This window comes from Acidimangrovimonas sediminis, assembly GCF_002871005.1.
GTDB classification, from domain to species: Bacteria; Pseudomonadota; Alphaproteobacteria; order Rhodobacterales; family Rhodobacteraceae; genus Acidimangrovimonas; species Acidimangrovimonas sediminis.
On sequence record NZ_PHSN01000007.1, the window covers coordinates 14,328 to 33,172 of the forward strand.

Sequence of the window (18,845 nt, forward strand, 5' to 3'; positions counted from 1 at the left end):
GCGCTTGCCGTGAGGGAGGAGCCCACGAATGACGGAGTTCAAGGCCGCCTATGTCGTTGCGGGGGTGCCGGTGGGCCGGATCGGGCGGCCCGAAGACATTGCCCGCGCCGCGCTTTTCTTCGCGTCGGACGGGAACGACTATTTCACCGGCCAGCTTCTCTACATCTGCGGCGGCCGGTCACTTTTCAGCGTCGGCTTGTGAGGCGGGTCATGAGCGTTCTTGTCCAGATCGACGGCCCCGTCGCCGCGATGACCCTCAACGATCCCGGCGCAGGGCAGCTGGCCCTGATCCATGGCCGCGAGATCACCGGCACCGCCGCCCGGCGCTGACCGGACCGAAGCGAAAGCCCGGGCCGCCGCGGCCCGGCAGGACCCGGAGGAGGAGAAGACATGCCGCTGTTGCACTGGTCGCCGCGCTCGCCCTACGTGCGCAAGGTCATGGTCGCGCTGCACGAGAAGGGGCTGGCCGAGACGGTCGAGACCCGCCGTACCCTGGCCGACCCGATGGTGCCCCCGGAGGCGTTCTTCGCCACCAACCCGCTGGCCAAGATCCCGACGCTGGAACGCGAGGGCCATCCGCCGATCTTCGACAGCCGGGTGATCATGGAATGGGCCGACGGGGCATCGGACCGTGGGCCGCGGCTCTTCCCGGCCGAGCCCGAGATGCGGCTTGCCGCGCTTACCGAAGAGGCGCTGGGGACCGGCATGATCGAGACCGGGATGACCCTGCTGATCGAGCGGTTCATGCGCAAGCCCGAGGCGCAGGATCCGCGGATCGAGCAGGTCTGTGCGCGCAAGTTCAGGGCGGCGCTGGATCACCTAGAGGCCGCGATCGGTGGAACCGCCGCACGCGCGTTCGACGCGGGGCATGTCTCGCTCGGGGTGGCACTCTGCTACCTGGATTTTCGTTTCGGCGATCTGGGCTGGCGCACGGGGCGCCCGGCGCTGACAGAATGGCACGCGGGTATTGCCACGCGGCCCTCCTTCGCGGCCACCGAATTCCGCGACGACCCCCGACCCGCCGGCTAGGGCCGAGGCGGCAATCGGAGGCGGAACACAGAGGTGAGACAAGGGAAAGCCCCGGATCCTTCGCGGGATCCGGGGCTTCGCATTGCCCGCCCTGTCGAGGAGGTCAGCCGGGCAATGTCAGCGCGGGCCAGCTTGCGCCTTCAAGGCGATAGCCGTCGCCCTCGCGCCGGATGGTGCCGCAATGGGGCACGCCGAAGTGCATTGGCATGATCAGCGTGCCGCGCTCGGCCGCCTCGGCCAGCACCCGGGCGCGGGTCTCGCGCGCGACCTCGGGCAGGACGCAATAGGCGGTGTTCAGTTCCGGCTTGAGGATCTGCAGCGGCGAATGGAAGACATCGGCGCAGAAGAGCCCTTCCTCGCCCTCGGACGCGAGGCGGTAGCTCAGCATCCCCGGCGTGTGGCCTGGCACCGGCTCGACCCCCAGGCAGCCGAGGATCGTGCCCGCGTCGTCCTCGACGAAATCGACGAGGCCGGCCTCGACCACGGGGGTGACCGAATCCTCCCAGCTCTGGTCCATCGTCATGTCGGGTCCCCGGGACAGGGCCTCCTGCCAGTGGTCGTAGTCGCGCCGGGGGAAGAGGTAGCGGGCGTTCGGGAAGGCCGGGCGCCAGCTTTCGCCGTCGAGGACGGTATTCCACCCGGTGTGATCTGAATGCAGATGGGTCTGGACCACGTGGGTGACCTGCCCGAACCCGGCACCGGCGGCGGCAAGCCATTCCGGCACCCGGTTGTTGAGCTGCGTCATGCGGGGCGCCTTGCGGGTCTTGGCATTGCCGACCCCGGTGTCGATCAGGATCACCTTGTCGTCGATCTGCACGATCCAGATCTGGATCGTCACGATCAGCCGGTTCATCGACGGCACGTAATGGTGTGGCGCGACCAGCGGCGCCAGCGCGTCGAGTTCGGCCTGGTCAAGATCGGGGAACAGGAAGGCCGGGTCATGGGTGGGGGCGGCGTATTCCAGCACGCGGGTCACCCGGGCGCGGCCGATCTGGCGAGACTGTATCATGTGTCCTCCCTCTTCCTCTGTCTGTCCGTCACGCGGGGGCGCTGGTGCGGGGCTGCCCCTCGGGCCTGATGTAGGTCGGTCGGCCGACGAAGCCCTCGCTCAGCGGTGCCATGTAATGGAAGTCGATCTTGCGCCGGGCGAAGCGCCAGGCTCCGTCCTCGCGCCGGAACGCGTCGTCGTAATGTCCGGCCGAGATGTAGCTGACGCCGTCCACCAGCGAGAGGTACTGCATCGAGATCCGCCCGCTGGCGTGGTTGCGGTCCTCTGCCAGTTGGATCGTCGGGCTGGTGCAGAAATGCCAGATGCCCTCGGCCGAGGGCGAGACGGTATCGCGGAAGAAGCGCAGGATCGCGTCACGCCCCTGGACGCGGGCCAGCCCGTCGAAGAGGCCATCCTCGGTGAAGAGGCTGGCCAGCTCGTCCCATTGGCGGTGATCGAGGACGTGGCAGTAATGCGCCCGGAGCTGGGCGATTTCCGCCCGGTCCTCCAGCGCGGCGATACGGCGTTCGAGACCCATTCCGTTCCTCCCCCCGGCGCGGCGGCCGCCTGCGGCCCCGGTGCCTCCTCCGCCTGACCCCCGGGTCAGGCCTCCTCGGCCATCCTGAGCGGCGCCTCGGTCCTGTCTTGCAGGTCGGCAAGCGTCATGCCCTCGACCATGTCGCGCACGGCGAAGCCCTCGGGGGTGACGTCGACCACCGCGAGGTCGGTGTAGATCCGCTTCACCCGCCCTGCCGAGGTGAGCGGGTAGCCGCAGCTTTCGACCAGCCGGGGGACGCCACTGCGGGTGACATGCTCCATCGCGACCCAGACGCGCCGTGCCCCGATCGCCAGGTCCATCGCGCCGCCGACCGCAGGGGCGGTGTCGGTGCTGGAACGGGCCCAGTTCGCGAGGTCGCCGCCGGACGAGACTTCGTAGGCGCCCAGCACGCACAGGTCGAGGTGACGGCCGCGGATCATCGCGAAGCTGTCGGCATGGTGGAAGAAGGCGCCGCCGGGCAGCAGCGTGACATGCTGCTTTCCGGCGTTGATCAGCCAGCGGTCAAGCTCGTCCGGGGCAGGGGCGGGGCCGACGCCGAGAAGCCCGTTCTCGGCGTGAAAGATCACCTCGCGCCCCGCCGGCACGGTGTCGGCGACCAGCGTCGGGATGCCGATGCCGAGGTTGACGTACCAGCCTTCGGGAATGTCCTGCGCGACGCGTCGCGCGATCTCGGCGCGGTCCCTTGCGGTCCAGTTGCTCATCTCCTCTCGCCCCTCTCAATCCTGCGGGTCGCCGTAGGGCAGGTGCACCACCCGGTCGACGAAGATGCCCGGCGTCACGATGGTTTCGGGATCCATCTCTCCCAGCTCCGCCACGGTCTGGGTCTGTGCGATCGTCAGCCGCGCCGCGGTGGCGCAGACCGGGTTGAAGTTGCGCCCGGCCCTCCGGTAGGTCAGGTTCCCCCAGCGGTCGGCGCACCAGGCTTCGACCAGCGCCACGTCGCCGGAAAGCGCGTGTTCCATCACGTGCGGCACGCCGTCGAAGGCGCGGGTTTCCTTGTCCGCGGCGAGCTGCGTTCCCGCCGCCGTCGGCGTGTAGAACGCGGGAATGCCCGCCCCCGCCGCGCGCATCCGTTCCGCCAGCGTGCCCTGCGGCACCAGCTCCAGCTCCAGCTTGCCGGCGCCGTAGAGTTCCTCGAAGATGGTGGAGCCTGCGATCCGCGGGTAGGAGCAGATCAGCTTGCGCACCCGGCCTTCCTTCAGCAGCCGGGCAAGGCCGACCTCGCCGTAACCCGCGTTGTTGGCCACGATTGTCAGGTTGGCGACGCCGGTTTCCAGCAGCCCCTCGATCAGATGGTTGGCCTGGCCGACCGCGCCGAACCCGCCGAGCAGCAGCGTCGCCGCATCGGGCACGCCTTCCAGCGCCTCGGCGACGGATGTGACGAACTTGTCGATCATGAACTTCCCCCAAGCCTCTCTTCCCCGGCCTCTTCCCCCGGCCCGTCTTTTCGGGCTCCTGTCCCGGCCTTTCTGCCGGCGGGCGCGGCCCTCTCGCGGCCGGGCGCAGCACGCTCGGCAAAGGTCAGGCTCCCAAATGTCCGTTATGCGAACATATGTCCAAGAAACTCATGAGACGGCGCCGGTGTCAAGGGTCGAGGCAAAGCAACCGCATGGCGGACAATTGTCCACTTTATCTGCCTTGCCTGTGCGGGGTAGAGTGGGTGCCTAACGCGGCGCAGGCTGCCCGAACCGATCAGAGGTCATGACCACAGAGCCCGAAGATAACCTCTCCGAGGACGAGCCGCGCAAGACCGATTTCGTCAGTGCGGTCGGCCGCGCGATGGCGATTCTCGAATGTTTCACCTCTCCCGAGGCGATCCGCCAGCGCGGCCGCCTGACCCTGACCGAAGCGGCGCGGCTGACCAACCTCAGCCGCGGCACCTCGCGCCGCCTGCTGCTGACGATGCACGAACTGCATTACGTCGACACAGACGGCAAGGTGTTCTGGCTGACGCCCAAGCTGATCAACCTGTCGCGGGGCTTCCTGCTGCCGCTTGGCGTGGGCGAGGGGTCCTACGCGATCCTGACCGCGCTGACCGAGAAGCTGGACGAAAGCGCCTCGGTCGGCATCCTCGACGGCGGCGACATCGTCTATATCGAGCGGGTGGAGGTCCGGCGGATCTATTCGTCGCGGATCGTCAATGGAACGCGGCTTCCGGCATCTTGCTCGTCGATCGGGCGGGTTCTGCTCGCGGGGCTGCCGGATGCGGAGCTGGAGGGCTGGCTGCGCGGCAACCCGCTGCAGCAGCTGACCGCGAAGACGAAGACCGATCGCGCCGAGTTCCTGGCCGAGATCGAGCGAGTCCGCCAGCAGGGTTATGCCGTGATCGACGAGGAGCTGGAGATCGGCATCCGGTCGATCGCCGTGCCGATCCGAAGCCCGAACGGACGCGTCATGGCCGCGCTCAACGCCTCGACCATATCGGCGCGGCGGACGGTCGAGGACATGGAGCGGCATTTCCTGCCCGAACTCCTCGCCGCCGCGACGGAGCTGTCGCGCAAGATGGGCTGGTAGCGTCGACCACGCCCCCGCAGGACGTGGCCGATCTTCTGATGCGGATGTGCCGCGAAGTCGGCCAGGCCCGGGCCTCAGCCCAGCGAGACCAGCGCGTGACGCTTCTTGCCGGCAGTCAGCTTCAGGCCGGCGGCAATCTCGTCGCGCGACATCAGCCGGGCCTCGGTCACCACCTCGTCGTTGATCCGGGCGCCGCCCTCCGCAAACAGGCGCTTGGCCTCCTTGCCCGAGCCGGCAAGACCCGCCTGCACGAAGAGCGCGGTGTTGGCGATGCCCTCGCCGACCTGATCTGCGGTCAGGACAAGGGTGGGAAGATCCTCGCCCACGCCGCCCTTCTCGAACACCTCGCGCGCCGTGGCCTCGGCCGCCGCCGCAGCCTCGGCCCCGTGCAGCAGGGTCGTGACCTCGTTCGCCAGCCGGATCTTGCCCTCGTTGATCTCGGACCCCTGAAGCGCGCCCAGACGGTCGCATTCCTCGATCGGCAGCTCGGTATAGAGCTTGAGGAACCGCCCCACGTCGGCATCGGTGGTGTTGCGCCAGAATTGCCAGAACTCGTAAGGCGAGAGCATGTCGCCGTTCAGCCAGACCGCACCGCCCTGGCTCTTGCCCATCTTGCGCCCGTCCGAGGTGGTCAGAAGCGGCGTGGTCAGGCCGTAGATTTCGTGATCCAGCACCCGGCGGGTCAGGTCGATCCCGTTGACGATGTTGCCCCACTGGTCGGACCCGCCCATCTGCAGAAGGCAGCCGTAGCGGCGGTTCAGCTCCAGGAAGTCGTAGGCCTGGAGGATCATGTAGTTGAACTCAAGGAACGACAGGCTCTGTTCCCGGTCGAGGCGCGACTTCACGCTTTCGAAGCTGAGCATCCGGTTGACCGAGAAGTGCCGCCCGATGTCGCGCAGGAACTCGAGGTAGTTCAGGCTGTCCAGCCATTCGGCATTGTTGCGCATCAGCGCGCCGTTGCCGGCCTCGGCCTCGTCCGCCGCGTAATCGAGGTAGCGGGCGAAGACCTTGCCCATGCCGTCGATGTTCGCGTCGATCTGCTCGGGGCCCAGCAGGGGCCGTTCTTCCGATCGGAAGGAGGGGTCGCCCACTTTGGTCGTGCCGCCACCCATCAGGGTGATCGGCTTGTGCCCGGTCTTCTGGAACCAGCGCAGCAGCATGATGTTCAGAAGGTGCCCGACGTGCAGCGAGGCCGCGGTGGCGTCATAGCCGATATAGCAGGTGACCATCCCGTTCGAGAGTTTCTCGTCCAGCGCCTGCAGGTCGGTGCAGTCGGCCAGGAACCCGCGCTCGATGATGATGCGCAGGAAGTCGGATTTCGGATGGTAGGTCATCTCGCTTTGGTCCATGCTTCGGGCGGCGTTGCCCGGGCCTCGTCTCAGGCGCTCTCTATAGAGGCGCTGCGGCCCGAGGAAAAGGGATCCGAGCAGGCGGGTGGCGCAGGTGGGGCAATCGGGGCAGTCAAATGGCGGAAACGAGGTCGGGGCTGCGATCGGGACTGCGGTCGGGACGTGGGGCCGATATCGGGCCGATCTGGGCGCTTGGGGCGATGTCGGGGACCTCTCTCGACGGGGTGGACGCGGCGCTTCTGCACACCGATGGCGAGCGGGTCATGGCGTTCGGCGACACCCATTACCGCGCCTATGCCCCGGAGGAACGCGAGGTCTTGCGTGCGGCGCTGGGGTGCTGGCCGGGGGATCCGGGCGTGACCGAGGCGGCCGAGGTGGTCGAGATGGCCCATGCCGAATGCCTGGCGCATCTGACCGATCAGGCGGAGATCGTGGGCTTTCACGGCCAGACCCTTGCGCATGACCCGCGCGGGCGCGGCACGCATCAGGCGGGCGACGGCGACGTGCTGGCCGCGGTGCTGGGCCTGCCGGTGGTGTGGGATTTCCGGTCGTCGGATGTGGAGTTGGGCGGGCAGGGCGCGCCGCTGGCACCGTTCTACCATTTCGCCCTGGCGCGGTGGATGGAGCTGGACGCGCCGGTCGCCTTCCTGAACCTTGGCGGCGTGGGCAACGTGACCTGGGCCGATCCGCGCAAGACCCGGCCCGAGGAGGCGGGGGCGCTCTTGGCCTTCGACACCGGGCCGGCGAACGCGCCGGTCGACGACCTGATGCAGGCGCGCCGCGGCACGCCACGGGACGAGGGCGGGGCGCTGGCCGCCGAGGGTGTGCCGGACGAGGCGGTGCTGGCGGCCTTCCTCGATCATCCGTATTTCTACCGGATGCCGCCCAAGTCATTGGATCGCAACGATTTCGCCCAGCTTGCGACGATGGTGGCCGATCTGGACGATGCCGACGCGGCGGCCACGCTGACGGCGGCCTGCGCGGCCTCGGTCGCGCGCGGGGCCGAACATTTCCCCGCACCGCCCGAGGTGATGCTGGTTTCGGGGGGCGGGCGGCACAACGCGACGCTGATGGCGATGCTGTCGGAACGGATGTCCTGCCCGGTCGTGGCGATCGAGGAGACCGGCCTCGACGGCGACATGATCGAGGCGCAGGCCTTCGCGCATCTGGCCGTCCGGGTGCTGCGTGGCTTGCCCACCTCCTGCGCCACGACAACCGGGGTCGCGGCGGCGGTCGGCGGCGGACGGATCAGCCGACCGGAGGAGTAGGGCGGCACCCTGACCGCCCGTTGGTCCGGGCGACTAGCCCGGGCCGCGCCCGACCCTCCCCCGGGAGGGCGCATTGCGCCGTCGCTGCGCGCTCAATCGTGGGAGGCGTGTGAGACGATAAAGTGCCGACCACGACCGGAGTAAAAGCGCCCACCCAGGGTCGGGCGCCGCCCATTGCGCTCCGGGCCGGCACTGGCCCTGCTCCTCCCCGCCTACAGGAAGAAATCCTCCATCTCGGCGATCTGCGCGCTCAGCCAGTTGTCGAAGCGCGGCCCGGGCTGACGCGCCTCCAGCGTCGCGGCCAGCGGGTCGGGGGCGCGTACTGTGCTGCCCGACAGTTCCTCCAGCACGGCATGGCCGCAGAAGGGCACGTACATCTGCGAATAGCCGCCCTCGTGCACCATCGTCAGCCTTCCCTCGCAAAGCTCCGCCGCGGTTTCGACCATCATCCGGGTCATCAGGCGGAAGGTCTCAGCCGTGGCCATCATGCGGCCGAGGGGATCGACCGCCGCGGCGTCGAAGCCGCAGGCCACGATGATCGCGTCGGGCTGATACAGCTCCAGCGCGGGTACCACGATCCGCTCCATCACCTCGAGATAGCCGCGGTGCCCGGTGCCGGGCGGCAGCGGGATGTTGATGTTCGCGCCATGGCCCGCGTCCGCCCCGCGGTCTTCGGCATCGCCGGTGTCCAGTGGATAGTTCCGTTCCTGGTGGAGCGAGATCGTCAGCACCTCGGGCCGGTCGTAGAAGATCGCCTCGGTCCCGTTGCCGTGGTGCACGTCCCAGTCGACCACGGCGATCCGCTGGGTCAGCCCGTCGGCCAGCGCCGCCTCGATCGCGATGGCGATGTTGGCCAGCAGGCAGAAGCCGTTCGGATGCTCGGGCAGGCAATGGTGCCCCGGCGGGCGCGACAGGGCATAGGCATTGACCGCGCGGCCCCCCAGAACGTCGTAAAGCGCGCCGCGCGCCAGCCCCGCCGATAGCGCCGCGATCTCGTACCCGCCCTTGCCGAAGGGGGTGGCGTGACCGATCGTGCCGCCGCCCGCGTCCGACATCTGCTTGAACTGCCGCAGGAAGGCGCCGGGATGCACCCGCGTCAGCTCCTCGATACCGACGGGCCGGGCCGTCCGCGGGGCGAGGTCCCGTATCAGCCCGGTCACGTCGAGCAGGTTCTTCAGCCGCCGCTTGGTCTCGGGGTTCTCGGGCAGACCGTCCGGCATCGGCTGCACCAGCCCCCCGGCCGGCACGGTCAGCGCGAAACTGCCCCCCGCATGCCAGAAACAGCGCTCGTCCCAGTAGAAGGCAGTCGCCATGTTCTTTCCCTTCGTCCCCCTTTTGTGCGAAGCCTACGAAGGGGTTACACCCGATGCCAGCGGAAATCCGCCCGCCCGGCCCGATCGAGGAGAAGATGCGCCCGCCCGACCTCAGTCACCTCGCCCGTCCGGGGGCCGAAATCGCGGTACGGGTAACGCCGCGCGCCGCGCGCAACGCCGTGACGCCGGCCGAGGACGGCGTGCTGCGCATCGCCGTCACCGCGGTGCCAGAGGGCGGCAAGGCCAATGCCGAGGTGGTGAAGCTGCTGGCCAAGGCGCTGGGGGTGGCGAAGACGCGGCTTACCCTCCTGCGCGGCGCGAGCGGGCGTGACAAGCTGTTCCGGCTGGACTGAAGGCCGGGGCGCCTGCTGCCGCCGCCTTTGGCACCTGTCGCATCCTTGGGAATTCGGGCCATCAAGAAGGTGGACGCCGGGCAGGGGCCGTTCATGGGCTCCCCTCTCGTCGAAACCCTCCGGGCACGACGTGGGCCAAGGCCACAGGGTCACGAGGGCAAGGTCAGCCCTTTCGGCGGTAGATGCCCTCGGGCAGGTTCAGCGCGGCGGCAAGGTCGGTCACCTGCGCCATCGAGAGGGTGATCGTCACCGTCTCGTCCCGCTGGGCGTCGTATTGGGTGAGCGTCACGCAATCGTCGAAGGCGTTGAGGACGACGTCCTCCTGCAAATGCGTCCCGCCCTCGTCGACGAGGGTGACAACGGTCGCGTCGAAGTCGTGCTCGATGGTGAACATGGGCTCAGGATACAAGAGCCGGCGGCACCCGCAAGCGCCATCGTGCGGCGGCTTCGCGCCGACCGGAGCGGGCGAGGGCAGGACGGCGCGGATCACTTGATCTGGGTCATGGCGGCGCAACGGCCGCCTTGGCAGTTTTCGCCAAGGGCCGCGACCGGCGGCGGGACCTGCAAGGAGGACGGCGCGATGATTTCCTGGAACAAGATCGACCATCACATGACGCTGCTGCACCGGATGAGCGGCGCGACCGGGGCTGACCTTGGCCAGGCGCTGGAACGCGGCGCGGTCGCGCCCGAGGGGCTGCGCGCGGCGGTGCTGCGCTGCGCCAACTGCGACCACCCCGATGCCTGTGCCGAGTGGCTCGACACCCAGCCTGAAAAAGGCCACGCGGCGGCGCCGGGATATTGCCGCAACAAGGCGCTGCTCGGGCGTCTTGCCGAGGGTTGAGGCGATGGCCGGATCGAAATCGCCCAGACCCAGATCGCCCGCTCGGGAATCGCCCGGATTGGGAACGCCCGGATTGGGATCACCCGTGGAGCGCGGGTACTGGATGACGCAGGGCATGGCGCGGGTCGCGGGTGTGAACCTGACGCAGGCGCTGCTTGACGGCTGGCTCGACCGGGCGGAGCTTGAGACGATGGTGGGCCGGTGCGGGGCCTGCCGTCGCTGCGAGGCCTGCACGGCGTGGCTGGCGCGCGCCGTACCGACCGTCGCGCCGCCGGAATTCTGCGGGAACCGCGGCGGGTTGGAACGCTTGCGCGGACAATAGGATGCTCGCCGAGCCGATTTCCGAATAATCAGTAAAACATTGAAAACATGTTGTTTTCTCCTGTTGCGTAACCTGTGTTGCGGGGGGTGAGACAGCGAGGCTGTCCCATCTTTTTACGTCAATCTCCGGTTCCGTCGGGAACGGAACCGGGGGCTCGGGCATTTTTGTGTCATGGCACGGGGCGGCAAGGGCCCACCTCCCCGGCGCCCCTCGGAAACCTCCAACACTAGGGAGAGAGAGACACATGAAACGCATTCTGATGACCACCGCGATCGTCGCCGCCATGGGCACCGGCATGACCTCGACCGCCTGGGCGGAAGGCGCTGCAAGCGACCAGTCGTCGGGCCAGTCCTCGGCGACCACGCAGATGTCGGCGGATGCCGGCGCCTCCTCGGGCACGGTCTTTGCCAGCGACGTGTCGCAGCAGTCGGTGAAGAACGATGTCATGGCCAGCGCACTGATCGGCAAGGACATCTACATTCCCAAGTCGAAATCGACGTCGGATAACGGCGGCTCGGGCGATTCGGCCTCGAACTCGACGCAGATGTCGAACGGGGGCTCCTCCGATACCGCGTCGAACCCGAAGGCCAATCTCGACGACGTGGGCCAGGTCGGCGACGTGATCCTGACCAAGGAAGGCAAGGTCGACGCGGTTCTGGTCGACGTGGGCGGCTTCCTCGGGATCGGTTCGCACACCGTGGCGCTTAGCTGGGATGCCCTGCAGTGGAAGATGCCGGCGAACGCCAAGTCGACCTCGGACAGCTACCTCGTGGTGAACGCCTCGCGCGATCAGCTGGAGAAAGCGCCCGCCTTCAAGAAGTCGTGGCTGCAACAGACCGCCGACAACACCAAGGACATGGCGAATTCCGCCGCGAACAAGACCGCGAACGCGGCTGACAACGCGGCCGATGCCACCTCGAACATGGCCAGCAACGCCGCGGATGCGACGTCCAACATGGCCAACAGCGCGGCGCAGAAGACGGCGGATGCCGCCAACAGCGCCAAGCAGGGCATGAACTCGATGGCCGACAAGGCCGGGGACAAGATGGCCGGCAACGACAGCGCGTCGGATGCCAAGGGCAGCCCGATGGCCAAGGCCAAGGCCGACGGCTACACCACTGCGGATACCGGGTCGATCTCGACCAAGAAGCTGCAGGGCGCTTCGGTCTACGATTCCAAGGGCGACAACATCGGCGAGGTGTCGAAGCTCGTGATGGATCCGTCGAGCAACAAGGTGAACGGCGCGGTGGTCGACGTGGGCGGCTTCCTCGGGATCGGCGAGAAGCCGGTCAAGCTGAGCATGGACCAGCTGCACGTCATGACCAAGCAGGACAGCGACGACGTGCGCGTCTACGTCAGCCAGACCGAGGCGCAGCTGAAGAAGATGCCGACCTACAAGGAAAAGAGCTGATCGCTTCCCGATCGCTCCAACGACGTCAGGGCCCGCCGCGTGCGGGCCCTTTCGCTTTGGCGGTCACGCAGGGAACGTAGGCCGGGGAAGTCGGGACGGGAATGTCTGGCGTGGCCTCCGCCCGGCGGCGTGGCTAGTCGGAGAGCCGGCCCCAGAGGTCGTATTCGCCGGCCTCGTCGACCTCGACCGTGACGATCTGGCCCGGGGTCAGGCCCTCGAACCCCTCGTCGATGAAGAGGTTGCCGTCGATTTCGGGCGCGTCGGCCTTGGTGCGGCAGGTGGCGCCCTCGTCGTCGACCGCATCGACGATCACGTCCATACGCTGGCCCACCTTGGCTGCCAGCTTCGCCTCGGAAATCGCCTGGGCCTTTTCCATGAAGCGGTCCCACCGCTCCTGCTTCACCTCGGGGGCGACGTGGTCGGGCAGGGTGTTGGCGCGGGCGCCGGCGACGTTCTCGTACTGGAAGCAGCCGACGCGATCGAGCTGGGCCTCGTCCATCCAGTCCAGCAGCGTCTGGAATTCCGCCTCCGTCTCGCCGGGATACCCCACGATGAAGGTGGAGCGCAGGGTGATGTCGGGGCAGTCGCGACGCCAGGCGGCGATCTCGTCCAGCGTCTTTGCCGCCGCCGCCGGCCGCGCCATGCGTTTGAGCGTGTCCGGATGGGCATGCTGGAACGGGATGTCGAGATAGGGCAGCACGAGGCCCTCGGCCATCAGCGGGATCAGGTTCCGCACATGGGGGTAGGGATAGACATAGTGCAGCCTGACCCAGGCGCCGAGCGATCCGAGATCGCGGGCAAGATCGGTGATATGGGCGCGGTGGCCGCGCTCCTCGGCATGCTTCAGGTCAAGGCCGTAGGCTGAGGTGTCCTGGCTGATGACGAGGAGTTCCTTCACCCCGGCCTCGACCAGCCGCTCGGCCTCGCGCACCACGGCATGGGCCGGGCGCGACACCAGACGGCCGCGCATGTCGGGGATGATGCAGAACTTGCAGGCGTGATTGCAGCCCTCGGAAATCTTCAGGTAGCTGTAGTGCCGCGGTGTCAGGCTGACGCCCGAGGCGGGCAGCAGGTCGACGAACGGATCCGGCGCGGGCGGCACGGCGGCATGGACCGCGTCCAGCACCTGTTCATATTGATGCGGGCCGGTGACGGCCAGAACCTTGGGATGCGTGCCGGTGATGTAATCGGGCTCGGCCCCCAGGCAGCCGGTAACGATCACCCGCCCGTTCTCGCGCAGGGCCTCGCCGATCGCGTCCAGGCTTTCCGCCTTGGCACTGTCGAGGAAACCGCAGGTGTTCACGATCACCGCCTCGGCCCCGGTATAATCGGGGCTGATCGCGTAGCCCTCGGCCCGCAGGCGGGTCAGGATCCGCTCGCTGTCCACCAGCGCCTTGGGGCAGCCGAGGCTGACCATGCCGATGCGCGGCTGGCCGGGCCGGGCGGCCTCGGGCGTCAGGCTCGCGCGGGCGAGGTCGGGGCGCAGGTTCGGCGGGTTCTGTGACGGGGCGTGGGACATGGCCGCGCATATAGCGCGGGCAGGGGCTGCGGGGAAGGGCCCTGTGGGGAAGACGGGGGGCAGGCCAGCGGGGAAAGTATGGTGGTGAATGGCCCGTGGCGACGGGTTTGCCGCGCGATGGGTACGAGGACCGCAAAAATATGTGGGAATGCACGAATTCGCATGTAATCTGATGACGGTTTCTGCGCGCCGAGGGAACAGGAGGGGGCGCGGGGCCGGTAACCAGCTGTCTGCGTCGGTCCGGCGCGGCGCGAGAGGGAGGCCATCCGATGATGACAGTGAAACGAACCCATCTGCTTCGTGCAGGTCTTGGCGCGGCGGCGGCCGCGCTTCTGAGCGTGCCGGCCCATGCGACCGAGGGCTATTTCGCGCTCGGCCCGGACGCCGCGTCGCGCGGCACCGCGGGTGCGGGCGTCGCCGCGCCTGGCTTCAACGCGATGTCTTCGGCCGTCAACCCGGCCGCCGTTGCCGGCATGGGGCGCCAATTTTCGCTGGGGATAGAGGCCTTCTCGCCCCACCGCGGCTTTACCGCCACCGGCACCGGGGTGATCTCTCAGGGGCGGGTCGACAGCGGGCACAAGGTCTTTCCGGTGCCGAACTTCGGCTACACCATGCCGCTGGCCAACGGCGGCACGCTGAACATCGCGGCCTATGGCAACGGCGGGATGAACACCTCGTACCCGGCGATGACGCGGGTCAATCCCTGCCCGCCGGGTGCGCCGTCCTCGACCGGCGTGTTCTGCGACGGCAAGGCCGGGGTCGACCTGAATCAGCTGTTCCTGTCGATCACCTACGCCAAGGAGACCGGCGGCGTGCGCTGGGGCATCGCGCCGACCCTTGTTGCCCAATGGTTCAAGGCCTATGGCCTGCGCCTCTTCAGCCCCTATTCTAACGATCCGGCGAACCTGTCGAACAACGGCTACGATTATTCCTACGGCGTCGGCCTGCGCGCCGGTATCCAGGCCGATCTGACGCCGGAGCTGAGCGTCGGCCTGTCGGGCCAGACCAAGATGCGGATGTCGAAGTTCAAGGATTACGCGGGCCTCTTCGCCGATGGCGGCAGCTTCGACATCCCGGCGCAGATCACGCTGGGAATGGCCTACAAGGTGGCGCCCCGCTGGACCGTGCTCGCCGATATCCAGCGGATCTGGTACTCCGGCGTCGATTCCGTGGCGAACCCGTTCCCGGCCAACACCTCGCCGATGCCGCTGGGCGCCCCCGGAAACTCGGGCTTCGGGTGGGATGACGTCACGGTCTACAAGATCGGCGCGGTCTGGCGGCAATCGGACCGGATGACCTGGCGCTTCGGCTACGCGCATTCGACCAACCCCGTTAAATCGAGCCAGGTCACGCTCAACATCGTGGCGCCGGGCGTGGTGACAGATCACTTCACCGTCGGCGGCAGCTACCAGATGAGCCCGCGCGACACGCTCGACTTCGCGCTGGTCTACGTGCCCAAGAACTCGGTCAGCGGGGCGGTGCCGGCCTCGCTCGGAGGGGGCGATGTGACGATCGACATGCATCAGGTCTCGGCCTCCGTCGGCTGGACCCGCCGGTTCTGAGGGGCTGCCCGGACCGCGCCGCGGGGGAGGGGCCGGCCCGCTCCCGCGGCTGCCGCCCGGTGGAGGTCACGCGGCCTTGAAGGGAGGGGCCGGGTCTCCTAGGCTGACGGCGAGCAGGTAGAAGAACAGGGAATTGCCATGCGCTGGATCGTTCGCGGGCTCGGGCTCTTGGTGCTGATCGTGCTGCTGGGGGCGGGCGCGCTCCTGCTGATTCCCTCGAAGAAGATCGCGCGGCTGGCCGAGCAGCAGTTCGAGGCCGCGACCGGCAGGGCCATGACCTTGTCGGACGAGGTGCACCCGACGCTCTGGCCGAGGCTGGGCGTGCGGACCGGGGCCGTCACCATCGCCAATGCCGCGTGGTCCAAGGCCGGGCCGATGCTGGCGGCCAAGGGGCTGGACATCGGCATCGACCCGATGGCGCTGATCCAGGGCGACATCAAGGTGACCAAGGTCGAGGTGCTGTCGCCCCGGATCCTGCTGGAGCGCGACGCCAAGGGGCAGGGCAACTGGGAATTCCCGGCGGCCTCCGGCTCTGGGTCGGGCACGGCAGAAGGTGGGGCAAAAGGCACGGCTGCCCCGACCGAGACGACCGATAGCGCGGCATCTGGGGGCGGGATCCAGGCGTTCTCGCTCGACAAGGGGGTGATCAAGGACGGTTCGGTGACCTGGATCGACCATGGCACCGGGCAGAAGATCGCGCTGACCAAGATCGACGCGACGCTGACGATTCCCAAGTTCACCGGCCCTGCCACGCTGAAGATGACGGCCGAGGCGAACGGCAAGCCACTGAAGCTTGACGGCACGCTGGGCGAATTCTCGACCTTCCTCGGGGGCAAGGTCGTGCCGGTCGACCTGTCGAGCGGGATCGCAAGCTCGACCATCGCCTTCAAGGGCAAGCTCGGCACCGATCCGGTGGCGGCGCAGGGCGCGCTCGACGCCACGCTGAAGGAACCTGCGGCGCTGGCCGCGCTTTTCGGCGCCTCGGCCCCGGACCTGCCGAAGGGGCTGGGGCACGACCTGGTCGCGCTGAAGGGCAACGTCACGCTCGCCCCGGAGGGCAGCATGCACCTGCGCGATGGTGAGGTGACGCTTGACGGCAATCACCTGACGCTTGCCTCGGACGTGACCTTTCCCAAGGGGCGCCCCCATGTCAGCGCCCAGGTCGGGGCCGGGGCGCTGGATCTCACGGGGCTGACCGCCGGAAGCAGTTCGTCTACCGCGGCCACCGCGCAGGGCGGGTCGCAGAACGGGGGGCAGGCGGCGACGCCGGCATCCTCCGGCTGGTCGACAGACCCGATCGACGTGAGTGGGATGCAGGCGGTCGACGCCGACGTCGCGCTGACCGCCGACAGCATCGATTTCGGCGCGGCCAAGGTCGGCAAGACCCGGATCGGGGTGGCCCTGAACAACGGGCGCGCGGTCGTCGACCTCAAGCAGCTTCAGGGCTATGGCGGCACCGTCACCGGTCAGATGGTGGCGAATTCCCGCGGCGGGTTGTCGACCACGGCGGACCTGTCGGCCAAGGGCGTCGCCATGCAGCAGCTTCTGGGGGCGTTTCTCGACTTCAAGCGGCTGGTGGCAAATGGCGACATGACGCTCAAGCTGGCGGCCTCGGGGAATTCGCAGGCAGCGCTGGTGCGGTCGCTCTCGGGGTCGGGGCGTGTCGGCCTCGGCAAGGGGGAGCTGCAGGGGCTGGACCTTCTGGGCATGCTCAAGACCATGAACCTGAACTACGTGGGCGCGGGGGCAAAGACGATCTTCGATTCCATCACCGCCAGCTTCACGATCGACAAGGGTGTGCTGACCAACAGGGACCTGTCGCTCAAGGCGCCGCTGCTGACGGCGGCGGGGACAGGCACGGTGAACCTGGGCGACCAGACGCTGAACTACACGCTGACGCCCACGGCGCTCGAGAAATCCGACGGCACGGGCGGGATCAGCGTGCCGGTGACGATCCAGGGGCCCTGGGCCAAGCCGAAGTTCGGCCTCGACCTGGACGCGCTGGCCAAGCAGAAGCTCGACATCGAGAAGGGCAAGCTGCAGGACAAGGCCAAGTCCGAACTGGCCAAGAAGCTGGGCGTGACCCCGGATCAGGGCCAGAGCACGCAGGACGCGGTCAAGAAGAAGCTGCAGGATGAGGCCAAGAAGGGCCTGCTGAACCTTCTGAAGTGAGTGAAGGCCTGTGATCGGGGGCCTGTGACCGGGGGCCCGGAACAAAGCCGCTCCCGTCCATCTTTTCACCTGCTGGCGGCGGCGGGCCCGTGCGGGCCGCAGGCCGCGGCCACGCCGTAGCGGTTCAGCCCCGTGCCACGTCCTTGTGGATGATGACGTCGGCCTGCGGGTATTCCTCGATGATCGCGCGCTTCAGCGCCGCGCCGATCTCGTGCGCCTCGTGCAGGGTCTGGTCGCCGTCAAGCTCGATATGGATCTGCACGAACAACCGGCTGCCGGCGGTGCGCGTCTTGATGTCGTGGTGGCCGCGCACGCCGGGCCAGGTCCGGGTCATCTCCTCGATCCGGGCGGTCACGGCGGGATCGGCGCCGCGGTCCATCAGCGCGTCCCAGGCGCCGCGCCCGATGTGCAGCGCACCGAAGGCCATAAGCGCGGCGGCGGCCAGCGCGACAAGGCTGTCGATCTGGGTGAAGCCCCAGCGCGCAGAGATCGCAAGCGCGAGGATGGCGCCGATATTGGGCACCAGGTCGCCGATGTAATGCAGCTGATCGGCCGCGACCACGCGGTTTCCCGTCCGCATGGAAACCCGCCGCTGCCACGCCACGAGGGCGAGGGTCAGCACGATTGCCACGACCATCACAATGATCGCCGGCCCCTCGCGTTCGATTTGCACCCGGCCCGGAGCCAGCAGGCGGCCGATCGCCGCCCAGGTGATCGCCACGGCCGAGGCGAAGATGAACAGCGCCTGACCCAGCGCGGTCAGATCCTCGGCCGAGGTGTGGCCGAAGGCGTGGTCGTCATCCGGAGGCCGCGCCGCGTAGAGGATCGCCGCCAGCCCGCCGAGCGAAATCACGAGATCCAGCGCGCTGTCCGCAAGCGTCGCCGCGACCGACAGCGATCCGGTTGTCAGAAAGGCCCAGACCTTCAGCAGCACAAGTGTCAGCGCGACCGCGACCGATGCCAGCCCGGCAGAGACGTTGAGGCGTAGATCGGGATGGTCGTTCAAGGGGTCTCCCTCCGGGGCGGGCGTCGCGTTTGCGCCCCGGAATTAGCGGAAGACCTCGCCCGGGTCCACGCCCCAGACGGCAGTTTTCGGCACCCAGCCGCGGCTGCCGTCGGCGCCCACGCGCACCCAGTCGCGGCGCGCCTCGTAAAGCCGGGCGATCACGCCTTCCTGCGCCTTGGCGTCAAGCCGGGCCTTCGCCTCGGGCGCATCGCGCATGTCGGTCATCTGTTCGGTGAACAGCACCGTGCGGATCCCCGAGATCAGCGTGTAGTGGATCCAGCCGCCCAGCCCGTCCTGATCCTCGACCCGGCGCCAGTGCTCGAATTCCGCGGTCACCCGAAGCGGCATGCCGGCCCGGGTGAAGACCCAGTCGATGCGGTTCGAGAGGCCGGGGCCGCGCCGCACGTTGCCCTCCTTGCCCTTGAGCGAGACATAGCGCGGCAGCGGCAGCCCGGTCACCGGCCCGACATGGGGATCGGCCTGGACCTCCGACCTGGTGGTGGGTGCCTCGCCGCCGGGGTCTGCCGTCGCCTCCTGCGCATTGGCAAAGGATCCGCGCAGGATCGGCCCCGCGGCAAGCACGAATGTCCCGGCGGCGCCTGCCGCCCAAAGGGTGAAGTCCCTGCGATTCATGGTCTG

At 68.3% G+C, this 18,845-nt stretch carries 20 protein-coding genes; 10 read left to right on the top strand and 10 right to left on the bottom strand.

From position 1 onward, the window contains the following. Positions 1-28 precede the first annotated feature (28 nt). Complete coding sequence (locus CVV76_RS08250; protein ID WP_102224170.1) at positions 29-202, top strand: SDR family oxidoreductase; 174 nt, start codon at positions 29-31, stop codon at positions 200-202. A 188-nt stretch (positions 203-390) separates the two neighbouring features. After that, a complete protein-coding gene (locus CVV76_RS08255; RefSeq protein WP_102224171.1) occupies positions 391-1,029 on the top strand; it encodes a glutathione S-transferase family protein in 639 nt (212 codons plus the stop codon). 103 nt (positions 1,030-1,132) lie between these two features. On the opposite strand, the gene CVV76_RS08260 is transcribed toward CVV76_RS08255, so the two are convergent. From CVV76_RS08260 to CVV76_RS08275, 4 genes are all read right to left on the bottom strand, one after another. Continuing rightward, positions 1,133-2,038, bottom strand: a complete 906-nt coding sequence (locus tag CVV76_RS08260; protein WP_102224172.1) for an MBL fold metallo-hydrolase — start codon at positions 2,036-2,038, stop codon at positions 1,133-1,135. A 28-nt stretch (positions 2,039-2,066) separates the two neighbouring features. After that, entirely contained in the window at positions 2,067-2,555 is a 489-nt protein-coding gene (locus CVV76_RS08265; RefSeq protein ID WP_102224173.1) for a nuclear transport factor 2 family protein, read from the bottom strand. A 65-nt stretch (positions 2,556-2,620) separates the two neighbouring features. Further along, on the bottom strand, positions 2,621-3,277 hold the full coding sequence (locus CVV76_RS08270) for a 3-oxoacid CoA-transferase subunit B (RefSeq protein WP_102224174.1): 657 nt from the start codon (positions 3,275-3,277) through the stop codon (positions 2,621-2,623). 15 nt (positions 3,278-3,292) lie between these two features. Further along, a complete protein-coding gene (locus tag CVV76_RS08275) occupies positions 3,293-3,973 on the bottom strand; it encodes a 3-oxoacid CoA-transferase subunit A (protein ID WP_102224175.1) in 681 nt (226 codons plus the stop codon). Positions 3,974-4,277: 304 nt separating this feature from the next. On the opposite strand from CVV76_RS08275, the gene CVV76_RS08280 reads away from it, so the two are divergent. Next, a complete protein-coding gene (locus tag CVV76_RS08280) occupies positions 4,278-5,090 on the top strand; it encodes an IclR family transcriptional regulator domain-containing protein (RefSeq protein ID WP_102224176.1) in 813 nt (270 codons plus the stop codon). Positions 5,091-5,164: 74 nt separating this feature from the next. Here CVV76_RS08280 and tyrS read toward each other — a convergent pair whose 3' ends face one another. Continuing rightward, positions 5,165-6,424, bottom strand: a complete 1,260-nt coding sequence (gene tyrS / locus CVV76_RS08285; RefSeq protein ID WP_102224311.1) for a tyrosine--tRNA ligase — start codon at positions 6,422-6,424, stop codon at positions 5,165-5,167. A 131-nt stretch (positions 6,425-6,555) separates the two neighbouring features. On the opposite strand from tyrS, the gene CVV76_RS08290 reads away from it, so the two are divergent. After that, a complete protein-coding gene (locus tag CVV76_RS08290) occupies positions 6,556-7,707 on the top strand; it encodes an anhydro-N-acetylmuramic acid kinase (protein WP_102224177.1) in 1,152 nt (383 codons plus the stop codon). 212 nt (positions 7,708-7,919) lie between these two features. Here CVV76_RS08290 and CVV76_RS08295 read toward each other — a convergent pair whose 3' ends face one another. Then, positions 7,920-9,020 carry a class II histone deacetylase gene (locus CVV76_RS08295; protein ID WP_102224178.1) on the bottom strand — a complete coding sequence of 367 codons (1,101 nt, stop codon included), beginning with the start codon at positions 9,018-9,020 and terminating at the stop codon, positions 7,920-7,922. A 95-nt stretch (positions 9,021-9,115) separates the two neighbouring features. Between CVV76_RS08295 and CVV76_RS08300 the strand changes: the two genes are divergently transcribed. Further along, positions 9,116-9,373 (top strand): DUF167 domain-containing protein, encoded by a 258-nt coding sequence (locus CVV76_RS08300; protein ID WP_102224312.1) that lies wholly within the window; start codon positions 9,116-9,118, stop codon positions 9,371-9,373. A gap of 163 nt (positions 9,374-9,536) precedes the next feature. Here the strand turns inward: CVV76_RS08300 and CVV76_RS08305 are convergent, their stop codons facing one another. Beyond that, positions 9,537-9,767 (bottom strand): hypothetical protein, encoded by a 231-nt coding sequence (locus tag CVV76_RS08305; RefSeq protein WP_102224179.1) that lies wholly within the window; start codon positions 9,765-9,767, stop codon positions 9,537-9,539. 186 nt (positions 9,768-9,953) lie between these two features. Between CVV76_RS08305 and CVV76_RS08310 the strand changes: the two genes are divergently transcribed. The 3 genes from CVV76_RS08310 (at position 9,954) to CVV76_RS08320 (ending at position 11,947) form a co-directional block, all read left to right on the top strand. Then, positions 9,954-10,214, top strand: a complete 261-nt coding sequence (locus CVV76_RS08310; protein WP_146010269.1) for a DUF6455 family protein — start codon at positions 9,954-9,956, stop codon at positions 10,212-10,214. Between the two features lie 73 nt (positions 10,215-10,287). After that, positions 10,288-10,536: a DUF6455 family protein gene (locus tag CVV76_RS08315; RefSeq protein ID WP_146010270.1), complete on the top strand. Its 249-nt coding sequence runs from the start codon at positions 10,288-10,290 to the stop codon at positions 10,534-10,536. A 244-nt stretch (positions 10,537-10,780) separates the two neighbouring features. Continuing rightward, positions 10,781-11,947, top strand: coding sequence for a PRC-barrel domain-containing protein (locus CVV76_RS08320; protein WP_102224182.1), 1,167 nt, complete (start codon positions 10,781-10,783; stop codon positions 11,945-11,947). A 133-nt stretch (positions 11,948-12,080) separates the two neighbouring features. Here CVV76_RS08320 and rimO read toward each other — a convergent pair whose 3' ends face one another. Continuing rightward, the gene (rimO, locus tag CVV76_RS08325) at positions 12,081-13,466 is read right to left on the bottom strand and encodes a 30S ribosomal protein S12 methylthiotransferase RimO (RefSeq protein WP_102224183.1); all 1,386 of its coding nucleotides are present in this window, start codon (positions 13,464-13,466) and stop codon (positions 12,081-12,083) included. Positions 13,467-13,738: 272 nt separating this feature from the next. Here rimO and CVV76_RS08330 point away from each other — a divergent pair, with 272 nt between their 5' ends. Together CVV76_RS08330 and CVV76_RS08335 are read left to right on the top strand one after the other, a co-directional pair. Beyond that, positions 13,739-15,028 carry an OmpP1/FadL family transporter gene (locus CVV76_RS08330; RefSeq protein ID WP_102224313.1) on the top strand — a complete coding sequence of 430 codons (1,290 nt, stop codon included), beginning with the start codon at positions 13,739-13,741 and terminating at the stop codon, positions 15,026-15,028. Positions 15,029-15,166: 138 nt separating this feature from the next. After that, entirely contained in the window at positions 15,167-17,200 is a 2,034-nt protein-coding gene (locus CVV76_RS08335; protein ID WP_102224184.1) for an AsmA family protein, read from the top strand. Positions 17,201-17,324: 124 nt separating this feature from the next. On the opposite strand, the gene CVV76_RS08340 is transcribed toward CVV76_RS08335, so the two are convergent. Next, entirely contained in the window at positions 17,325-18,206 is an 882-nt protein-coding gene (locus CVV76_RS08340; RefSeq protein ID WP_102224185.1) for a cation diffusion facilitator family transporter, read from the bottom strand. Positions 18,207-18,248: 42 nt separating this feature from the next. Continuing rightward, entirely contained in the window at positions 18,249-18,839 is a 591-nt protein-coding gene (locus CVV76_RS08345; RefSeq protein WP_102224186.1) for an SH3 domain-containing protein, read from the bottom strand. Positions 18,840-18,845: the final 6 nt, after the last annotated feature.